The sequence below is a fragment of the Paenibacillus sp. BIC5C1 genome, assembly GCF_032399705.1.
Lineage (GTDB): Bacteria > Bacillota > Bacilli > Paenibacillales > Paenibacillaceae > Paenibacillus > Paenibacillus taichungensis_A.
Genome location: NZ_CP135922.1, coordinates 4,113,566 through 4,135,732 on the forward strand (window position 1 = coordinate 4,113,566; position 22,167 = coordinate 4,135,732).

The 22,167-nt window shown below is 47.3% G+C and carries 14 protein-coding genes; 4 read left to right on the forward strand and 10 right to left on the reverse strand.

The features are described from left to right. Positions 1 to 208: 208 nt before the first annotated feature. The 10 genes from RS891_RS18235 to RS891_RS18280 form a co-directional block, all read right to left on the reverse strand. A complete protein-coding gene (locus RS891_RS18235; RefSeq protein WP_315792783.1) occupies positions 209 to 1,465 on the reverse strand; it encodes an alpha-L-fucosidase in 1,257 nt (418 codons plus the stop codon). 40 nt (positions 1,466 to 1,505) lie between these two features. Beyond that, complete coding sequence (locus RS891_RS18240; protein WP_315792784.1) at positions 1,506 to 3,239, reverse strand: DUF4091 domain-containing protein; 1,734 nt, start codon at positions 3,237 to 3,239, stop codon at positions 1,506 to 1,508. 90 nt (positions 3,240 to 3,329) lie between these two features. After that, positions 3,330 to 5,021, reverse strand: a complete 1,692-nt coding sequence (locus tag RS891_RS18245) for an ABC transporter substrate-binding protein (protein WP_315792785.1) — start codon at positions 5,019 to 5,021, stop codon at positions 3,330 to 3,332. 108 nt (positions 5,022 to 5,129) lie between these two features. Next, entirely contained in the window at positions 5,130 to 6,029 is a 900-nt protein-coding gene (locus RS891_RS18250; protein ID WP_315792786.1) for a carbohydrate ABC transporter permease, read from the reverse strand. Positions 6,030 to 6,058: 29 nt separating this feature from the next. Beyond that, positions 6,059 to 7,045 carry an ABC transporter permease gene (locus RS891_RS18255; RefSeq protein WP_397333690.1) on the reverse strand — a complete coding sequence of 329 codons (987 nt, stop codon included), beginning with the start codon at positions 7,043 to 7,045 and terminating at the stop codon, positions 6,059 to 6,061. Between the two features lie 235 nt (positions 7,046 to 7,280). Continuing rightward, positions 7,281 to 9,503 carry a helix-turn-helix domain-containing protein gene (locus RS891_RS18260; protein WP_113054396.1) on the reverse strand — a complete coding sequence of 741 codons (2,223 nt, stop codon included), beginning with the start codon at positions 9,501 to 9,503 and terminating at the stop codon, positions 7,281 to 7,283. Between the two features lie 265 nt (positions 9,504 to 9,768). Next, on the reverse strand, positions 9,769 to 11,679 hold the full coding sequence (locus RS891_RS18265) for a DUF4832 domain-containing protein (RefSeq protein ID WP_315792787.1): 1,911 nt from the start codon (positions 11,677 to 11,679) through the stop codon (positions 9,769 to 9,771). Positions 11,680 to 11,886: 207 nt separating this feature from the next. Continuing rightward, positions 11,887 to 12,723 (reverse strand): carbohydrate ABC transporter permease, encoded by an 837-nt coding sequence (locus RS891_RS18270; protein ID WP_315792788.1) that lies wholly within the window; start codon positions 12,721 to 12,723, stop codon positions 11,887 to 11,889. Positions 12,724 to 12,735: 12 nt separating this feature from the next. Further along, on the reverse strand, positions 12,736 to 13,605 hold the full coding sequence (locus RS891_RS18275; protein WP_113054398.1) for a carbohydrate ABC transporter permease: 870 nt from the start codon (positions 13,603 to 13,605) through the stop codon (positions 12,736 to 12,738). A gap of 75 nt (positions 13,606 to 13,680) precedes the next feature. Continuing rightward, the gene (locus tag RS891_RS18280) at positions 13,681 to 14,970 is read right to left on the reverse strand and encodes an ABC transporter substrate-binding protein (protein WP_315792789.1); all 1,290 of its coding nucleotides are present in this window, start codon (positions 14,968 to 14,970) and stop codon (positions 13,681 to 13,683) included. 313 nt (positions 14,971 to 15,283) lie between these two features. Between RS891_RS18280 and RS891_RS18285 the strand changes: the two genes are divergently transcribed. From RS891_RS18285 to RS891_RS18300, 4 genes are all read left to right on the forward strand, one after another. Continuing rightward, positions 15,284 to 16,822, forward strand: coding sequence for a glycoside hydrolase family 31 protein (locus RS891_RS18285; RefSeq protein ID WP_315792790.1), 1,539 nt, complete (start codon positions 15,284 to 15,286; stop codon positions 16,820 to 16,822). A gap of 200 nt (positions 16,823 to 17,022) precedes the next feature. Next, positions 17,023 to 18,660, forward strand: a complete 1,638-nt coding sequence (locus RS891_RS18290; protein ID WP_315792791.1) for a response regulator — start codon at positions 17,023 to 17,025, stop codon at positions 18,658 to 18,660. A gap of 18 nt (positions 18,661 to 18,678) precedes the next feature. Further along, complete coding sequence (locus RS891_RS18295) at positions 18,679 to 20,412, forward strand: sensor histidine kinase (RefSeq protein ID WP_315792792.1); 1,734 nt, start codon at positions 18,679 to 18,681, stop codon at positions 20,410 to 20,412. Beyond that, complete coding sequence (locus RS891_RS18300) at positions 20,406 to 22,121, forward strand: extracellular solute-binding protein (protein WP_315792793.1); 1,716 nt, start codon at positions 20,406 to 20,408, stop codon at positions 22,119 to 22,121. The genes RS891_RS18295 and RS891_RS18300 overlap by 7 nt, the downstream gene beginning before the upstream one ends. Positions 22,122 to 22,167 lie beyond the last annotated feature (46 nt).

The window sequence follows — 22,167 nt, forward strand, 5'->3', positions numbered from 1 at the left end:
GCACAATGAGCAAATTAAAGTTATGATAATTCCAGTAAATGCTTGCTCGCAAAATTAACAATTATAGTTTTCAATACTATGGAAAAATACTTGTAAGCAGCAGAAAAGAAGCTATATTTTTCGACAGTAAGAGGCTGCCGAAACGCTTGTTTTGAGCGAAGGCAGCCCTATCCCTTAAGTTATATGGTTACCTAACTCACACACAACCTCATTTCCCGTTCCCAACATGATGGAAGCTTAGTTTCTGAAGTGCTGCCTCCTGGTCACTTTCGGTGATTTCAACAATAACACCCCGGATTTTGATCGCAGGGATACGAATAATCGCCTTATGACCGATATGCTTCCCTTCATAAATGGTCACAGGTCGTCTTGACTTTTGAGTAATGATGTCAATCTTGAAGCTTCGTATATTTTCACCCGCTGTAAGATCCTCTTGGATAATAATGTGGTCGAGCATTTGGGGCACCTCGGTCTCGTAAATCCACGATTTTTCAATTTTTCTGCATTGCTCAATTGTTGCGAATGGACGTTCGAAACGGCGAATTTCCGAACCGAATTCCAACAGTCTCTCTACGTCTTTCTGCGGAAGCAGGCCGTTGCGATCCGGTCCAATATTCAGGAGCAGGTTTGCACCCCGGCCAACCGAATGATAATAAATGCCCATAAGTTCTTCTGTACTTTTCAGGGTAAGTTCATTGCTATCGCTATAGAACCAATCACCTCTAATTTGGACGTCACATTCCGCTGGCAGCCATAGGTTTTCACCCAATCGTTCTTTCTTTTCCGTCAAAATTGAAAACTCCGTTGAGTCCACTTCATTCCAGCATGGAATAGGTGCAATACCATCCTCGTTCCCAACCCACCGAAAGTCGGGGTCACCCATATTAAAAATTAAAATTTGAGGCTGCAAGCGTCGAATTTCAGCAATAATACGTTTCCAATCATACGAATGTCCCTCAGAGCCACAACCGTCAAACCACAGGATATCGATTTCACCATATTGCGTGAGCAACTCTGTGATTTGATTGACGAAATAATCATCGTAGGCCTTTGCATCTTGGGTGTAATAGTCAGCTGAACCATCATACGGTGAATAGTACAAGCCGGGTTTCATATCATATTTTCGGCAAGCATCAACAAATTCGCGTACGACATCCCCTTGCCCATACTTCCACTGAGAAGCCGCCACACTAAATCGACTATAGTCGGAAGGCCAATTGGAAAAGCCGTCATGATGCTTCGCAGTTAACACAGCATAGTTCATTCCGGCTTCTTTCGCCGACCGGATCCACTGCTCACAGTCTAAGTCAACAGGGTTGAAAGCTGCCGGATCCATCTGCCTTTCATCGAAATCGACATATCCTTCATAAAAGGTACGAAGTCCGAAATGAAGAAACAATCCAAATTCCCATTTTTGAAAAGCAAGTTGTTTGGCTGATGGCGTTAATTTCTGAACAAGATTCATATGATCCTACCTTTCTCATCCCATTGTTTAAAACAGCTGTTCATTCTGTTTGTCCGTTCTCAATCTCATATAATCGATCGTAGTCCTCGATATTAAAACTGTATAACTGCATGGCCGTTTTGCCAGAGGAGGGCGCAAGCTCTCTCGGATGATCGAATCGAAATACTCGCTGGAGAATCTGCTCAACCTGCTCTTCCTGTCCATTCCGCTTGGCGATCTGCATATATTCGTAATCGCGGATGCCTCGCTGCAGCCACTTATAACGCAGCGAAAGCAGCGGTTTGCCCCTTTTTCCCGGGTAAACGAAATTGGTATCCCCAGCCTTCCATATCATAGGACGATAGGAAAGCCTCTCCAGAGGTTTGTCGGGCCACACGGTATAATTCCACCGTAAAAAGCCGTCCAATTTCAGCTTTTCTGCGAGCCAAGGGATCACCCTGGACTCAATCGACGGCGAACTAAGGAACGTGTTGGGTTTCTCAGGTGAGCAGCAAACGTAAAACGTAAATGTCCCCTTCACTTCTTTTCTTAACTGTTCTAGCTGTTCATACTCTTCTGCAGCACAGTCAAGGACAGGCACATAATCAACAATTCCTTTGATATGTTTACGAATAAACTCGGTATGATTGATGGCTGCTTTATAGCGGAATGATGGTGCCATCTCGCGTAAGCATGCTAAACTTTCCTCAAATAAGCTGATATCAGCCGGTTCATCAGCAACAACGCGAACACGGTCAATCCAATTTTGCGAGATAAAATGCTGCTCTAATGCCACGATATAAGCGCTAAGATCTGATTTATTTCGGATAAACTTATAGCTCCCCGCTTCTTCATCATAATAGCGGACGCGAATGGCATCGGGGTAATCATCCACAACTCCCCCGAACCCTTCGTCCTCATGCTTCCAAATATTGATCAAACCGAATACTTCTAATTCTTGGCATATTCCGTGCTTCTCACCTATCTCAACATACCGATCCAGGTGCGTAAAATCATAATCGAATCGCCCGTCGCTCCTTCTCACAATCTGAACGATACTATATTCATTCAAGTCGGATGGCTCAGCATCGATAAATGATCGCTGTCCGCTCCAAGGCTCCTCTGAAACAACAAGCGTCAACGCCTTTTGTCCAAGCTGAGACAAGCTGTGAAGATATGAATCAAGAAGCGTGAAATGTTCATCGGACCAATAGGAAACATCATATTTTCTTGCAATATTACAGTTATGCTGCCACAAGTCCAAAACGAAAGTATAATTTTCATGCTCTGGCAGCACTTGTTCACTGATCGTTAAACGAAACGTCAGTTCTTTCTCCAAAACCTCATCCTCGAACATCGTATGCGTGTAGAATTTCAGCTTGCCTTCATATTGACCACTTGCAACGGAATCATCGGCATGAAGCTCCACCCACAAAGGTTGGATCTGACGCTTCCTAAGCCATTGATAGGGTTCATCCAGCAGAACATCTGAATTCATAACGCGATTATCGTCCTCTATCAACCCGATAAGCTGAAGATCGATCTTGCAGGGAGCATCCGTTTCCACCTCGCAGCGCACAATTTTGATCGGGCCGCCCTTCCATAACAGGGCATCCCGGTTCATCGTAACGAGCATATCCTCTTGATCTGAGCTGACCAATGCCTGGAAGGCGGCGCTGTCATTTTTACAGCAGCGAAGTTCCAAGTGTTTCACCTGTGTGTCTTCACGTCCCTGATTCCACCAATTGGACGACCACACATACTTATAGAACATGTTTTGCAAACCACAGTTCACTTTAAACTGCACCTCCGTGTCTAATCTGAAAGCCCCTAATTCCGCCAACCGTTCAGTCTAGAAGGTGGAATTAGGTAGGGATTTTTCGAATTATTTCGTATCAATTGCCCTCTGGTAAATTTCTATATACTGACCAAGCTGCAGGCCATCCAGACCTTTCACATAAGAATCCCATTCTTTCTCGATGTCCTTGCTGCCCGTAATGAACTGAGCCATGTTTGACTTGACGTAATCTCGGATTGATGTTTTCAGTTGAGCCGCTACCTGCGTGTCTTCCAATGCTATGAATACGCTGGACGGATAATTCTCCTTCGATTGGAACGGCTCATATTTGGCTGATTCACGCTTCAGACGAACCTCGTAAGCGCCTTCAGCAAGCGGATCCTGCAGAGCTGCCCATGAGTCACGATACTGGTATGTGCGGAGGGACGGTCCAAGCTGATCCCAACGGTCGTTATACGTAATTTTGGTTTCACCATCAGAAATAATTGCATAAGTTGCCGGGTTGCCGTCCATACCCAGCTCACCTTCCTCTGCTTTACGCCATCCTTCGCCTTCCGGACCATGCTCTTGATTCACAATGGCTTCTTCTGTGTACAAGTAGTCAGCCAAACGGATTGCGGCGATTTTCTGTTCATCGGTCGCTTTGTTCGAAATAGCCATTTGCGATACACTTACTCCCGCAAAGTACCCAGCTTGCTGCACACCATTCGGTCCTTTGAGGGGAGGAACGGTGACATACTCTTTATGACGCGGGTGTTTGTCATCGGGGCTGTGGGCGTAACTGATTAGAGCGGTTGTAATGCTGCCAATCACATTCGCGTCTTGACGGTTGCCCAACTGCTGGATGGCATCGGAGTTTTGTGTGAATGATGCTGGATCGATCAGGCCTTCCGTGTAGAGCTTTTTCAAGTACAATAATCCCTGCTTCCATTCTTCCTTATTGGCGACGAAATCCACTTTGTCGTCCTTTACCTGGAGAAAAGTCCCGTTGTCTTTGTCCACTTGATCGTCGATGATGAACGAATTCATCAAGAAGGAAGCGACGTTCCCTGCCCACATGTCGTCAGCGCCGGTAAGCGGAATTTCGTCTTTTATACCATTACCGTTTGGATCATTTTCTTTAAAAGCTTTTAGCACTTCATAAAACTCGTCCGTTGTTGACGGCATTTTTAACCCAAGCTTATCCAGCCAAGACTGATTGATCCATAGCTTCTGTGCATAGTTGCAGTGATAGCACTCGTTCACTTGCGGAAGTGCATATATGTTGCCGTCCGGTGAAGTGATGGAGCTTTCCAGGTACGGCAGTTCAGCCATTGCTTTTTTGAAGTTAGGCGCATATTTATCAATCAAGTCGTTCAGTGGAATAAACACACCCTCTTTGCCGTACTTCATCTGCTCTTCTTTGGTTAAGCTCCCATGCAAAATGACTTCGGGATAATCACCGCTTGCCAGCATCAATTGTTTACGGTCGTTTAGCGCTTTTTCGGGTACGAGATCCCATTTTATTTGAATATTCGTCTTGTCCTGGAGGTATTTCGTGAATGTATTGGTTTCCATATTCTCTATGACGGCGTACTGTGGAGCAAACATTTTGATCGTCATGGGCGTATTGACAATCGGATATTCCCCAACGGGTGTGAACACGTCGCTTGCTTCTGGTGCACTGGCAGAAGGTGTATTCGTAGTTGTGCTCGAATCCCCGCTACAGGCGCTCAAGACGAGTGATAAACAGAGTGCAGCTCCGAGGACGCACGAGAATGACTTTTTCCATGTTTTCATAGTTATGACCCCTCCCATTTATCGAACATTAATTTCAATTACGGAAGCATTCTATCTGCTTTTCAACCCCTCACCTCCTTAAATGCTGGTTGAGCTACCTCCCCGTCACTATCCTTTTAATGAACCAATCATGACACCTTTAACAAAGTGCTTCTGTACGAACGGATAAATGATCAGGACAGGTGCGCTTGCGACAACGATAAGCGAATATTTAAGCAAATCCTTCAACCCTTGCTGCGCCAACATCTGATCGACATTGCTCACCATGGTCGGATCGATCGAGTTCAGAATAAGAATGTTACGCAACACGATCTGTAACGGGAACAATTCTGCAGATTTCAGGAAAATCAAAGCATCAAAGTAAGCGTTCCAGTGCCCTACAGCGTACATCAGCGTCAACACAGCCAAAATGGGTTTAGAGAGCGGAATTACCATACTGGTAATGAACCGGATGTCACTACACCCATCGAGTTCGGCAGCTTCCGCAATTTCCTCGGGAATCGTGGTCTGGAAAAAGGTCCGGGCGACAATTACTTGAAACACCGCCATGGCTCCTGGCAATATCATCGCCCATCGTGTATCAAGGATATGAAGGTTTTTTACTACGAGATATAAGGGGATTAGCCCTCCTTCGAACATCATCGTTATAACTAGAAGGACCATGATGAAATTACGTCCGTAGAACGTTTTTCTGGCGAGCGGATAAGCAAGCATAACAGTCAAAGCAACGTTGACTGCTGTACCTATGACTGTGTAATAGAGCGAGTTCAAGTAACCGAAAACGATTTGTGGATTTCGAAACACCGCTTTATAGCCTTCCAGCGTAAAGTCGACGGGCAACAGCCACACCTTGCCGGATACGACGGCTTGCGGTGAACTAAACGATGATGAAATGATAAAGATGAGCGGAAAAAGGACGATAATCGTCACCATGATCAAAAAAGTATAGACACCGATTAGAAATAAACGGTCACCATACGATTCCCGAATCCTTGACGCTTTGATCATATTTGTTCCTCCTTTCTGCTGATTTGCTGTTACCATAAACTCGAACTGGATAACTTCTTCGCAATATAGTTAACGCTTACAAGAAGAATCAGATTGATAATCGAGTTAAAGAAACCGATCGCCGTCGAAAAGCTGAAGCTCGAGCTGAGCAGCCCCACCTTATACACATAGGTAGAAATGACCTCAGAGGTGCTGATGTTTAGTGGATTTTGCATCAAATATACTTTTTCAAAGCCAACTTTCATGAAATTCCCCAAATTTAATATGAGCAGAATGACGGACACGGGGATAAGGCTTGGTAAATCAATATTGAAAATTTTCTGCATCCGGGACGCACCATCCACTTTTGCCGATTCATACAGTTCAGGGTTGACTCCTGCCAATGCTGCGATGTAGATAATGGCACCATAACCTGAAAATTGCCAGACATCCGACCACACATATATCGATTTGAACAAGCTGGGAATTCCCATGAAATTTGTATTCTCAATGCCGAGTATTTGAGTGAACTTGCTAATAATCCCAACACTCGGCGATAAAGTTACGATGAGAATAGAAACCATGATAACCGTTGAAATAAAGTAAGGCGCATAGGTGATCATTTGCACACTGCTTTTGAAAAAACCGTTACGAATTTCATTTAATGCAAGTGCCAATAGAATCGGAGCAGGGAAACCAACAAGCAAACCGTACATATTAATGCCAAGTGTGTTCTTCAAATACAGCCAAAAGTTTGGTGATTCAAAAAATTGATCAAAATATTTCAGTCCGACCCATGGGCTACCCCAAATACCTTGGATGACGTTGTACTCTTTAAAAGCAATGACGACGCCAGACATAGGTATATACTTGAAAATGACCAAATACAGCAACGGTAGAAATACGACCAAGTATAACTGCCAGTGACGCTTCATTTTTTTTCCAATGAAGCGTAATGATGATTTGCTGTCAGGCAATGCAGGTTCATGTGGCTGGCCTTGCAATGAAGTTTCGGGTTTCCTGATTCTCTTTTGCATGCTTGACATATGCTCCTTCTCCTTCCGTTCGATCTAATTGTTTGCGCTTACATTCTACATAGTAAAGTAGGATAACGAGGTCCAGCAAGAAACAATAATCGTTAACTTAACCGTCTTCGCATGGCCTGAAAATACGCAGCAGCTCCGGTGATTAGCCGGAGCTGCTGCATGAAATACATTATGAAATTGCTAGGCAAGCAGGCGTAGCAAACCATTTTCAACCAATTAACCAAATTCAACCGATCTGTCTGCGCGCTGCTTCTTCGCGGAATTCGCTTGGGGAGTAGCCTACCACTTTCTTAAACACACGGCTGAATGAGATCGCGCTTGTATAACCTACCTTCTCAGCTACCTCCTGCATGGAACCTTGCGTTTCCGTGAGCAAGCGCTTTGCGGCCTGCAAGCGGATGTCAATCAAGAAGTCGACGAATTTCTGTCCGGTCTCTTCCCTGAATAGCTTGCTTACATATTTTCCATTAATGTTAAAGATTGAACTGAGATATTCAAGCGACATGTTCGGATTGGCATACTGCTCTTCGATCATTTTTCGCATATCTCGTATGGTAGCTGCATGCAGACGCCTGTTTTGCGCTTCCTTCAAATCTGTGAAAAAGCTGTTCAACACGGTCAAAGATTCTTCCCGCATTTGCTCAAGTGAATGGCACTCATCTATGATTTTACTGAGCCTCGGTAATCCATCTCGCATCCATATTTCTTGGACCTCTTTTGTCATACCGGAGATTTCCAATCCCAAATAGTAAATGAAATAATTCATCAGATTTGTAATTTCATCTTTCGTTAACAACCCTAACTTCATTTCATTCATGAGCTTATCGTACTTCGTCTTCCATTCGTCCTCAAGAAGTCTGAACGACTGGATGATGGATCGAATTACGTTTAATTGTGAGAACACCTCAACCTGACCGTGATTTGTGATGTGTTCGCTAGTAATGAGCCTATTTTCTCCAAGCACTATCTTATATTTAAGCGCCCTGAGTGCCTCTTTATAAGAATTTGCGACGCTTGAAAGCTCTGTAACCTGCTCACCGATACCTACCGTTACCGTAAATTTCAGATTTTCCTGCACCCACACACGAACGCTCTCGAAAAGTTTGTATGTTATGGAAGTACCTGCTTCCTCCCCACTGTCCACAAATACCATGACACTTAGCTGAAATGCCGAAGTCCACTCGGACCAAAGCGCGAGCCCATATTTTGGAGCAAGCTCCTGAATAACACTACGTAGCGCGAATTTAAGAAGGTTTTGGTCTCTGCGGGAGTATCGGCAGCAAAAATCACTGTATTTATCCATTTCGATCACAAGTACGACTTGTTTATTAAACGAGTATGGAAGCTGAAGACTGTTTGTTTCTCCTATCCATTCCTCATGGGTTAAACCCATGTCACCTTCAATGAGTTGGTGGAACAAGTACCTTTTTCGCAAATGCAGATCTTCATCGTGCTTTTGCTGATACTGATTTGATTGCTCAATAATATTGGACAAGGCCGATTCGATGAAGGAAAATTCATCTCCCAACTCCTTGGACAAAGGGAGACGGTAACCGCGGATTCGCGCCACAATCTGTTCCAGCGGTCTTGAATTGCGTCTGGTAACATAGAGCAACCATACAAAACCACCCCCGATCGTCACGATACCGATGATAAACCAGACATTATATAATGAAGAGATTACATGGAACAACTTTCCATTTATAAGTCCGCTTTGGTAGGACCATCCGGTATAGCTCGATACATAATTGGAGAAGATCTTTGATTGTTCTTTAGAATGCAGATCACTAAACAAATCGTTTCCCGCGGCGTCCCGAATTCCGATAAAGCTTGTTTTTGAATCGTATAGGTCAGCAATACTGTTCTGCAACGAATCAGTTGCCACATTGACGACGATCATGCCTTTCTCGCCTGTAATAAATGGCGCTCCCCGTACCAAACTAACGACAGACTTACTCCCTTTTGTAGAAAACTGCTCGAAGCTTCTTACGCCCGACCATTGCTTGGATGCGAGCGGATCCATAGACTTTTTAATAAATGGCTCATCCCTGTAGTTGCTAAGTTGATCACTTGTCGCATTACTGAGCACGAAATTGTCTTCATAACGCACAAAATAGATCGAATCAATCATGGGGTAATAGGATATCATATCCTGCATTTTTTTAACTGCGCTTATGTTGATGAAAATGTTATTCTTCTCTTCATTATTGAAGAAATCAATCAACTGCTTATTATTTATTGTTTCCGACATGATCATATTGTCTATCGCCTTCAGGGAAGTATCGATCAGACGCATCGCCTGTAATGATAGCATTTTATTGGCGTTAAGCGCCTCCTTACGGCTTTGTTCGCTTAGTATCTGAAAAAAAACAAAAAACGTAAACGTGACCACGACAATAAAAATCGGCATATAAGAAAACAGCAATCGATTAAATAACGTTTTCCTCATATCCAGCCCCCAATTTTTTAAACGGAATGATATTTATTACATATTGTACACGCTTACATCTGAAGACGTCCATACAAACGGTAAGTCCACCACTCAACAATATGTAGACGAATTCCCTCTTTTTTGGCCATACAAAAATGCACCCCCCTAGAATTTCATCGGCTAAACCCAGAGGTTTTTCCAATGTCTATTCTAAGGGGTGCACTTCACTCAACAGTAAGAGTCATTCTCTTAACTGTCTGACTGGAAGGGGATTGCTGACCTTTTATACTCCCGAATCGGTAGGATTCACACTCACTAAGATGCGGTCGATATCTGGGGCATAACCCGTCGGCTGTGAGAATAGAAGCGTATTGGACCCCGCCTGCAGATGTACTGTCGTCTCCTGAGAAGCCACTGTTGTCCAACTGCCGGAACTTGGGAAGTTGAGCGATGTACCAGCCGCTCCATTCACACTTAATATGGCGGAGCGGCTTGCTTCACCATTCAAGTACTGAATCGTTAATTTGTAGTTACCTGCTGACGGCACTGTTACACTATTGAACTTCAGCGTGCCGCTACCGTTGCCTAAATAACCCACCTTTGCCCCACCTGAGCAAGTCGTACAGTTCGCAATGACCGCTGAACCTGCTAACGTGTTTCCCGCTGCCTCTGCCTCATAGGCGCTAACACCTGAATTCGGAGGTGTTACTGGCGTCACGGGCGGGTCAGCCAGTAAAGTAGAAGTTGTAGCACTCGCAGAAACATGGAAACCGGACAGTGTTAGCCAGCCGTCTCGGTTTGCGTCCTGACGTGTGTTCGCAAAGCGAATTGTTTTGCCGCTGGTGAGTGGATTGACAATTCGCATGACCAGCCTGTAATCACCGGCGGGAAGGTTGTGATTCGCACTATATGAGAAAGAATAGTCCGCGTCTCCAGGCAAGATGCTTTTCAGATTCCATGATTTCGTGCCAAGCGACTTAACCCATGTGTCGGAGGAATTCAGTACGCCAAACTCGACCTCCCAATTGTAGTAAAACGGAGCAACGCCTTTGTTCTGGAGTTTGACGTTGACTTGCAGTGAGGACGCCGATGAATCACTCAGCTGCACGGATGAATTGTACAGCGTATAACCAAGCATTTTATGAGCTTGTAGCGCATTAAGCTTAGCCGTCTCGTTAGGTAAAGAATTTTTGTACACACGATCATACATTAGCCAAGAGGCATGTGTCGTTTCGACTGAGGTCTGGAAGTCTTCACCGTTTTGGTTGGGCCAGTGCTGCCAAAAACTCGTATCCTGCTGGAGGGGTGGATATAATTCGCCACCAATCGGATGAGTCTTCCAGATGTCCTGCAGGCCGTTTTGCGTAATCAAATTCCAAAAACCCCAATCATTTGCGAACAAGGTTTCGTACGAAAAAGAATCATCATGGTAGCCGAAAGCGTTTTTCAAATCTGCTGTACTCGCCGAATAAGGGTACCTGGCAAGTACCTGGGTCTTCTGGAATGCACCCTTGAATGCCGAAAGCAACCCGTCACGGTTAGTCTGGTTCATCTCCCAATTCGTTGGATCGGTATTATAGGGCCATGTATGCCACTCTCCCCAAAATCCGTATAATCCTGTTGTCAGAAAGCCAATTCGAGGATCACCATCGTAGCGGGCCCCAAGTGCGCTGACGAACTGTCGCAACGCCTGATTTAAATTTGCGTCGTTCCAGTCTGGGGCCAGACTGTGGGTAGATGTATCGTGATTGCCGTTCTGATCATAATCCCGGGTCTTAAGCCCGCCGTTAATTAGAAACTGCGGAATACCGCTTGTACGCCCCGGGTAGTCAACGTAGACACGAAAAGCCGCCTGGTTGCCCCGACTAGCGATATCATTAAGATAGGCATCCAGCGGTGCCCAGTTGTACGTGTTCCAGTCCGTCATCAGGTCACGAAGAGAAACGTAGAACCATTCCATGCTGTGCGGAAAACTACTGTTCGGATCAACACTTTCCGATGGAAGCTTGGAGAAAGGTAAAAAGCCCTTCAGTGGGTTTAGCTCCAGCCCGGCTTTGTTCGGGTCATAGGTTTGGGCCTGCCATTCTCCTGATGCATATGCATGGTTGGGCTTGAAGTTTATAAACATTATTGAGCCAAGTAGACAAAGGACGACCATCATCAATCCTAACCTTGCAAGTCTTGCATTGGACATTGCATCGTTCACTCCTGTTCGCATGAGATTAACTATTAAATATGGCAACAAACATACTCGCCAGCCTTACTCACCCCCTCTCCAGCCCTGAACTCTACGCATGAATGAGAACCCACCCCGTCTCTACTTGATACAGAAAGCTTAATAAACGTGGTGGTAGTACGCTCAGTCCTTTTCACAGATTACAATCGTTGTAATTCAAAAAGATCATCCCTTACTGGCACTAAAGGCGACACCCTCAATAAACCGCCGTTGGAAAATGAAAAACAGTATGAGCATCGGAATAACGGCCATGAACGCACCAGCCATCAATACGGGATAATCCGTACCAAACATGGAGACAAGTGTGGCAAGACCTGCTGACAGCGTTAATTTTTCCGGTGAACTGTTGATGATAAGCGGCCACTGTAATTCGTTCCATGACCAGAGCAGTTGGATGATGACGACTGCAACCAGTGCTGACTTGACAAGGGGCAGCATGATATAGCGAAAGATTTGGAACGGATTGCATCCGTCGAGCACTGCCGCCTCCTCCAATTCTTTGGAGATGCCGAGGAAAAACTGGCGCAGCAAAAAAGTCGCAAATGGGCTGACGAGCGAAGTGATCCAAAGTGCGGTCGTCGTATTCACCAATCCAAGTTTGCTCATCATCAAATATTGCGGTGTATAGAACACTGGGTTGGGAATCATCATGACCGAAATGATCAGAAAAAAACACAGCCCTCTACCTGGAAAGCGAATACGCGCAAATGCAAAGGCCGCCATCGCGCTGAAGACGACAGGGAATAACGTCTTCATGAACGCAGCCATCAGCGTATTCGCATAATAATGCAAGAAGGCCGATTGCCTTAGGGCGTATACATAGCCTCGGAAACTCGGCTCGGCAGGTAATATCGTAATCGGAATCTGGGTCGCCTCCGTTGTCGTCTTGAGAGACGTAAGAATCATCCAGAGAAATGGAAGCACCATGATGGCTGCGCCAGCGATCAGAACCAAATGTATAATAAAATTGCTTCTATGCTTCGAAGAGACAACTCTGCTCACTTTCGTACCTCCTCAATCGTAAATCACCCATTTTTTTTGCAGCATGAACTGAATACCCGTCAAAACTAGGTTGATCACCAGCAAAATGTTGACGATAGCTGCTCCATAGTTCTGATCGTAATAGATAAATGAATTTTGGTAATAAGCGTATACGAGAGAACGCACGGCCGGTAGCGCAACGTTCGTTTTACCAATAATCAGATAGATACTGTCAAAAATTTGTGTGGCACCGATCACAAGCACGATCGACGTAAAAAATAGCGTTGGTGTTAATAGCGGGAGCGTGATGGAACGAAACTTGCGAAAACCAACAGCGCCATCAATCTCAGCCGCCTCATACAGAGTGCGCGGAATTCCTTGAAGCCCAGCTAGGATCAGCAACATGTTAAAACCAATCGCTCCCCAAACACCGACCATGACAAGAGCATACATGGCGAACCGCTTGTCAGATATCCACGCGATGTGGGTGCCGAGTACGGAGTTCAGTAGTCCGTAATCCTGTGCGAAAATAATGACCCACACCATAGCAGCCGCGGCCGCCATCGTGACCTGCGGTAGAAAATAAATGACCCGATAGACAGACTGTCCCTTAATCTTTGCGTTAAGCAGTACGGCGAAGAACGTTGACAATATAATCGTCGTAGGTACAAACAGCACGACATAAAGTATCGTATTACGTAAATTTTGCCAGAACTCCTCGTCCATAAATAATCTCTCGTAGTTTGCCCAACCGACCCAGTGGTTGACAAGGCCGAAGTTTTCGGACTTCAGGAAGCTCAGATAGATGGAATACACAGCTGGCCAGCTCCAGAAAACGAGCGTTCCGATCAACGTCGGAGCGATCATCATATAAGCCCATATATATCTGCTTTTTGAATGCATTGCCTTCACCTCATTTGTGCCATAGGTATTCCGTTTACCGGAATACCATCGACAATTTTGCCTGGCGTAGGACGCTTACTTTGCGTCCTCAATCGCCTGATTCATCATTTCCGCGACTTTCTTGGCGCCTTCTTCGATTGGAATCGCGCCGCCCCATGCCTGCGACATAATTTCTGCCTCTTTCGAGAACCAGACTGGGTACGATTTTGAACCACTCGGGTACGGAGTAGCGTCCGCCGCTTGATCAATGAATATCTGCAGGTTCAAATCGGGATTGTTCTGCACCCATGCGTCTTGCGTATTATTGAACGCCGGAATCGCTGCACCCATCTCTGCCGTGATCTCAGCGGCCTCCTTGGAGCCGAGAAACTTCAGGAACTGCCATGCTTCATCCTTGTGCTTCCCCTTAGTAGACATGACGTTACCGATGCCATTAATGATATTGCCGCGCTTGACCTTCCCCTTCGGCAGGGGTGCCCAATCGTATTTTCCTTTGATGATTTCACTACTCGCCAGATTGCCGTTGTCCCAAGATCCATCGAAAATCATCGCGAGCTTGCCGGACTTGAACATTTCGACCGAATCCGTGTCTGTCATCTGCTGGTGCGTCGGTGAAGCCTTGTCAAGAATCATCTGGTAGCGGGCTTTTAGTGCCTCAATCGAAGCCATTTCGTCGTAGCCAGATTTGGTCATGTCGTCATTTAAAATAAAACCACCGTTCGCTAACATGTCGTTCCAGTAGCCTGCTTGGGTGTCCAACTTTGCGCCAAAACCGTATATGCCCTTGTCTGGCTGACTTAGCTGTTTGGCGACTTCAGAAAGCTTGGCATAATCCCATGTATTGTCTGGATAAGGAATGTTCGCCTGATCAAACAGCTCCTTGTTGTAGGCCAGACCAATGGTATCGAAGTCCTTTGGAATACCATAGTTTTGCCCGTCCTTCGTGTAGATGGAGACAAGGTTGGACGCGTAGTTGTTCAGATCGATTTCATTGGCCTGGACTTTGTCCGTGATTGGCTCGAGGAACTGGCCCTCTGCGTACTTCATAAACTGACCACCATGCATCCAAAATACATCGGGCAGCATTCCCGCTGGCGCTGCGGCGGACATCTTCGTCCAATATTCGCCCCAAGGAATAGCATCAACTTTCACCTTGATATTCGGGTGCTGCTCAGTAAACGCATCTGCAATCGCCTCCATCGCAGGCTGCTGGTTTTTATCCCAGATCGTGTAAGAGATCGTAACGCTCTTCTGGGCACCACTGTCGGTAGCCCCGCCCCCGTCATTAGAACTATTACAGCCCGCCATCAACGTGACAAGCAGTAAGCTGGCGATCCCTGCCGCCATTTTTTTTCTTATATTCATCGTCAAACTCCCCTCGACTTTTTCTTGAAAAAGAAGATTGTACTCTTACGTCCAGCAATCATGCTCCAAAAGCCGGAGACGGAAAAAATGCGCGTTTTTTCCGCCAGTCGATCGTCGTGAGCTCATGACGTTCTCATCATAAATCAGGAAAAATCCGGTTTAAATGCCCAGATTTTAAGATTCAAACCACATTTTTAAGATCCCCTTCCCAACTGCGGATGATCTCTGCATAATAAAACCCGTACCTAAATTCAAACGATTGGGGCAAATCATCCGCAAGATTTTGTCCGCAATTCCAAAGGAGACTTCTCCCATGAATAATATCTCAATCACCCGGCTGCCCGGTGAGTACTGGTGGGGCGGTGTGATCAACGATGGCAGCTCCATGCCGTTTGGCAAAACAACATATACGAGGGATTTACGTGTGACGGATGACAATCAGGCCTCGCCTTTGCTGCTCTCCAATAAGGGCAGATATATTTGGAGCGAGGAGCCGTTTGCCTTCCATGTGGACGAGAATGGCCTTTCCGTCTTTGATAACGCTGGTGAAGTCGTCGTGGAAGAGGAACATCGTTCACTGCAGGAAGCATACCGTCATGCTGCCGGCACACACTTCCCTCCTTCCAAGCAAATGCCCGACGCCCTCGTCTTCACAGCCCCGCAGTACTGTACCTGGGTCGAGATGTTCTATAACCCTGCGCAGGACAGAATTATCCGTTATGCAGAATCGATTCTAGCGAATGGACTGCCGCCCGGCGTCCTCATTATCGACGACAATTGGATGATGGATTATGGCATGTGGGACTTTGACAAGCACAGGTTTCCGAATCCCCGGGAGATGATCGATACGCTTCACGGCATGGGGTTCAAGGTGATGCTCTGGATGTGCCCATACGTAAGTGCGGACTGCACCATGTTTAAGGAATTGCGGGCGGATGATCTGCTTCTAACAGGCGTGGACAACGCGCCAATTATCCGACATTGGTGGAATGGTTACAGTGCAGTTGTGGATTATACGAAGGAGGAAGGTGCGGCCTGGTTCAAGCGGCAGATGGATCGTCTAATCACTGATTACGGTGTCGATGGTTTTAAGCTTGACGCCGGCGAGCCGTTCTTGCCGGGCGGAGCGGACACGACCCAGCCCGTTGCATGGACTCGTCCCCTGCGGCTGCTTGAAGATTGCGAAGCTTACGCCAATCTCGGAGTTGGCTATTCGCTCGTTGAGCTGCGGATGTGCTGGAAGCTCGGTGGCCAGGGACTCATCCAGCGCCAGCGGGACAAGACTCATACGTGGGACGCCACTGGGCTCAGCGGACTCATACCCAACGCGATTGCTCAGGGACTGCTTGGCTACGCATTTAACTGCCCCGACATGATCGGCGGCGGTATGGACGGCGATATCAACTCCCCGGAATTTCACTTTGACAGTGAGTTGTTCCTACGGTACACCCAGTGCGCCGCGCTGTTCCCTGTGATGCAGTTTTCCATGGCACCCTGGCGCGTGCTGAAAGGTGAAGAGCTAACCTGGTGCCTTGACGCCGTACGGCTAAGATCCGAGCTTGGCCACGAACTGCTCGCGCTTGCTCGCCAGGCCTCTGCAGATGGCCTACCGATACTGCGCAGCCTGGAGTTCGAATATCCCGAGTGCGGCTACGAGCTCGTAAATGACCAGTTTCTCCTCGGACAGAATCTGCTCGTTGCGCCAGTCGTCGTCAAGGGACTGACATCCAGAAACGTGGTTTTTCCTGAAGGTCAATGGCAGGATGAGGATGGGAATATCATCAACGGGCCAGCCGAACTTCAAGTTGATGCGCCCCTCTCACGTCTGCCTTGGTATCGTAAAATCCAATAGAAGGTATATCTCCATGAAAAAATAAAGCTCGCCCTGATTGGCGCAGGCGCCAGAGGGCTGCTTCGCTAGATGGGCGAATTCAAAGCAACGATTTTGACGTCTTCGACCTTCAATTGACAAAGGAACAGTTCTGCTCAGATAATAAAAAGGTTGAAGATACACCATCCGTAACAAGCGAAAACTGACTGGGGGATTTAAGCATGTATGAGCTACTAATCGTTGATGATCATGCTCATCTCGTGGACAGTCTCGAACGCACCATGCCGTGGGAAGCGCTCGGCATTGGCAAGGTTCACAAGGCTTTCTCTGGTGAAGAGGCACTTGAACATTGCAAGAGCTATCCCGTCGATATTATCATCACCGATATTCGAATGCCCGGAATCTCCGGCCTGGAGCTGATCGAGCATATAAAAAAATACGACAAGCACTTCAAAAGTATCCTGTTGTCCGGCTATGGCGAATGGGACTATGCGCAGGAGGCAATCAAACAGCAGGTGGATGGTTACCTGCTCAAACCGGTCGACCAGAAGGAGCTAGCCGACATGCTGCACCAACTCACGGAAGCACTCCGCCTGGAATGGGACGAACGGGGCAAACAGGAGAAGGCAATGAGCATGCTCAGCGAACATATGCCATTGTTTCGAGAAAAGCTGCTTATTGATCTGCTTCAAGGTAGGAAGCTTCCTCCCAAACTGCTCGAAGAAAAAATGGCTTATTATCGGTTGCCATTCTGTCCGAGCGACGAAACTGCAATTTGCCTCCTCCGTATTGAATCTTCTGCAGAGGAGTTGAACTGGAAGGACAAGTCCCTGCTCTCCTCTGCCGTCGCAAATATCGCTGAGGAAACCTTCTCGGAATTGTTCCATGTCTGGCACGGGCGTGATGCATACGACCATGAAGTCTTCGTTCTCAAGGTACGGGAAGAGTCATGGCTAGCGCGAGAGAAAGAACCGGAGCTTAATCGACAGCGGTCCCTCGAACATTTGGCGGCCAGGCTTCAGCAGCACGTCAGACACTTTCTCAAAAGCAGCATTTCAATCGTCGTTAGCCACTGGCAGGTCATGGTTCACGGCCTGCGTGAGACTTACCAGGACTCACTGGCTATACTCACCCGCCATCTTGGCGGTGAGACGGACCTCTTAATCCGCATGCAAGACGCCTTAGTGCCTGAAAAGCCCTACCGCGTCCATAGCCTTTACGAGTCGCCCACGATGATCCAGTTGTTCGAAATTTACCAGTGGGAGGCGATCTCTGCCAAGTGGGACGCCATTTTCCTTGAGGTGACAAACAAACGAATGGATTCACGGGAAACGCTACTTGAGCTCTATTATCACGCGATGGGTGCCTTCAGCTTTTTTGCCCACAAAAACGGACTCAGCCTGCTTGAGATCATCCCTCCAGAGCTGGACAAGGCCACTGAAGCCAACCGTTTCCGCCATATGTACCAGCTTCAGGATTGGATAGTACTCACGCTCGAGCGATTGCGGGAGATGACCAAAAGCGAATGGAACAATGAGCAAGTAGCGCTCATCCTTAAGGTCCAACAGTTCATCACCGCGCATCTCGCGGACGCCACGCTGCAGACGGCAGCGGATCACGTCGGCCTGCATCCCGCGTATTTGTCTGCTCTGTTCAAAAGCAAGGCAAGCGAGAATATTAGCGAATATTTGTACAAAATGCGCATGCAGCGCGCGCGGGAAATCCTTATCGAGCAGCCAGAACTCAAGGTTAGCGACGTTGCGACGGCAATCGGCTACCATAAGCCGCAGTACTTCATCAAATTGTTCAAAGAGCATTTTGGACTGACACCGCAAGACTTCCGTCATCAATCCTCCTGACCGAACGGGGACACTATAATGAAACTAACCATTTTCACAAAAATTGTACTTGTCATCTTTCTACTGCTCGTCTCTACCCTGCTTCTTTACTATCTGACAAATCGCTCCAGCGTGCGGCTCATCAAGCAGGAAATTCAAAGAGTGAAATTGAATGAGCTTACTTTCCTGGCCGGAGACATCGACAACAATCTGTCCAAAGTATCGTCCTTTAGCGATTTTCTCGTACTCGACAAAGATGTGCGACTGCTTGCGACTCCTTCCTTTCTGGAAGGAGATTTTGAGTTAAACAAGTTGAAGCGGCGGGTATCGGACAAGTTGAACCTTTTGCATGCCTTGAACAACTGGAACGCCGAATTTATGGTGATTTACGATGAGGACAGTTCATCTTTCTCCTCAACGTCCACTTCGTCAAAGTTAAGCGAATTGTACCTGGAGACACACTTCCGCCCGTTCTGGCAGTATGAGCAGACGGGCGATGGCACGTATTTGACGTATTATTTGGCGCATCCGTACACCTTCCGCTTTGATCCGGAGGAAGTGTCTTATGTCGTCAGGGCCAAGATCGACACCAAAAATGTACTTGCCTACTTGGACCGTGCCAAGGGAACGAACGACAACAGCGCAATCTTGTTGTCTACGGCCGGGGATGTGCTGACAAGCGACACAGAGAAGCTTCCTTTCATTCATGAATTGACAAGCCGACTTGATGTTGGTAAAGAAATGAGTGGTAACCGGCTAATTAAACTGGATGGGGAGCAATACCTCGTTAATTTCACTGCTCTGAGTAACTTCAAAGATTGGTACATCGCGGACTATACCCCGATCAGTGAGGTACTCAATCCAATCTATGCTAACCAGCGTCTCTACTATTTCTCTAGCGTTTTCCTACTTCTGTTCAGTATCCTGCTCGCCCTGCTGTTATACCGGGACGTGCAGATTCCGATACGTAAACTGCTCTGGGGCGTTAGGAAAATCACATCCGGCCAATATTCCATCACACTCCACCAGGAGAGTAATGACGAATTCATGTATTTGTTTGAGCGCTTCAACGAGATGTCCAAAGAAATCAAAGAATTAATTGAAAGGGTTTACATGGAGCAAATCCGCTCCAAGGAGGCAAAACTGCGGCAGCTTCACTCCCAGATCCAGCCGCACTTCCTGTACAATTCGCTTGCGTTTATCAAGAGTATGACTGAGCTTGACGAGAAGCAAGCCGTCGTTGACATGTCTATAAGCTTAAGCCGTTATTTCCGGCAAACGATCAAGTTCGAGAACACGTACACAACGGTGCGGGACGAGCTTGAGCTCGTCCGGTTATACCTGACGATCCAGAGCCTTCAGATGGACCGCTTTATTTTCACCATTGATGTCGAAGAGCAGCTTCTCGATATACAAGTGCCGCGGTTGCTACTACAACCGCTCGCGGAAAATGCCATTCTGCACGGCATTGAGTCGCTGCGGATGGTTGGGGACATCCGAATTCGCGGCTATTCCAACGGAGAATATTGTGAGCTGATTGTGGCGGATAACGGCTGTGGTGTCGAGCCCGGTCGACTCGACACGCTTCGTAATGCAATCTACTACGGCGCGGACGCCAATACTGCGTGGGCACTTCACAATGTATATGAGCGGATGAGAGCAATGCTCGGCTCGGAGGCCAATATGGAGCTGTCTAATGGAGATCTGGGCGGATTTCAGGTGACGTTGCGCTGGAAAGTGGTCCGTGAACAGGAGGCAACAGAGATATGTTAATCTGGAAATGGTTGAAGCAAACAGGACTGTTTGGTCTCGCGATCATCTTGTTCCTGGTTGTTATGATTTTCTCGTTTATCTTTTGGGAAGATCCAACGGCCCCCTCCCAACTACTGGAGAAAGAAAACACGTCTGTAGGGCCTGCCCCTTCGTTCATCGGTGGAAAATATGAGTCTCCCGTCGTCTTGACGACCGTTGGGCATCTGTACCCGGACATCGAGTTCAAAAACGGTGAGGATCTGCAAAACAATGTACTGAGCCGACTGTTTGAGGACAAGCTTGGCATCCAGGTCAATTACCTCTGGACGACGACTGGTGATGAGGATGTCTACATCAATAAACTGAATACCTTGATTGCGACCGGTCAGTCCCTTCCTGATATCGTTACCTTCAAGGGTGGACAAAATATGTATCCGTTGCTGCGCTCCGGTGCCTTCCGCGACGTAGGAGAGTTGTTCGAGCAGTATGCCTCACCTAAGTGGAAGGCAGCCATGGCGCAGGCACCCGAGTCGTGGGACCGATACATGATCAACGGCAAAAAAATGGCGATACCAATCCTCGACGGCAAGATGAATTCGAACGAGGTATTGTACATTCGTCAGGATTGGCTTGATAAGCTTGGTCTGCAAGCACCCACCACCCTGGACGAGATGGAATCCGTCATGGATGCGTTCGTTCATCTAGACCCGGACGGCAATGGTAAAGACGACACCTATGGACTTAGCATCAGCTTAAAAAATTCGTTTTTCACCTGGATGTCGGATGCGGGCTTCGTGTTTGGGGCTTATGGGGAGATGCCGGATATCTGGAGCACAGACGCATACGGGATGCTGTCTTACGGTTCGGTACAGCCAAGTATTCGGCAAGGTCTAACGACGTTAAAACGCTGGATGGAGCGAGGCTACATACCAAAGGATGCTGAGATTCTCGATGAGGTCCAAGCGACGGAATCATGGAAGCTTGGCAAGGTAGGCATGATTGTGGCGCCGCTATGGGCGGCCGGATGGCCGCTAGGGAACGTAACTACGAACGTACCGGACGCCCGGTTCGAGGCATACCCGATCCCCGCCGGGCCGAGCGGTTTATCCGGTACGCGTGGCACGCCGCCAGAGTATGGCGCAATTGCTATCAACGCAAATATGGCGAATCCTGAGATTTTTTTCAACTATATGAACTTTGTTTATGACAACTTCATAGATCCTCCTGCTGGCTCGCCATATCGCTGGGGTATCGCTGAAGGCTACGACTACGGCTATGAGGATGGCAAGGTGACATTCCTGGAAAGCCAGGTTCCGGGCGGTTTTGCTGACCCCCAGAAGTATCTCTTAAGCCTGTCTCTGCCCTCGGTCCCTAACTTGCTCAGTGAATCGATTGCCCGTATCAACAGCGGCGTATCCGATCAGACCTCATATGACATCAAAAACAAGCTGCTCCGTACACCGCAGGAGCTGAAGGGTTGGCAAATCGTTGAAAGCAATCCCTCCGTCTACAAGACAGATGCCTTCACCGGTGCACCAACGCCTACGATGGAAAAAATCGGTGATGTCCTTGACGAGTTACTGCATGACGCGATGCTCAAAATCGTATACGGGCAGGAGCCGCTGTCAAGCTTCGATCTCGTCGTCGCTAGATGGCACAAGCTAGGTGGTGATAAGATCACTGAAGAGGTGAACGACTGGTACACATCGCTGGAAAAAATCAATCAATAATCGTTGTTTTCTGTGGGTTATATAAAAAATGAAAGGATGAGATTAA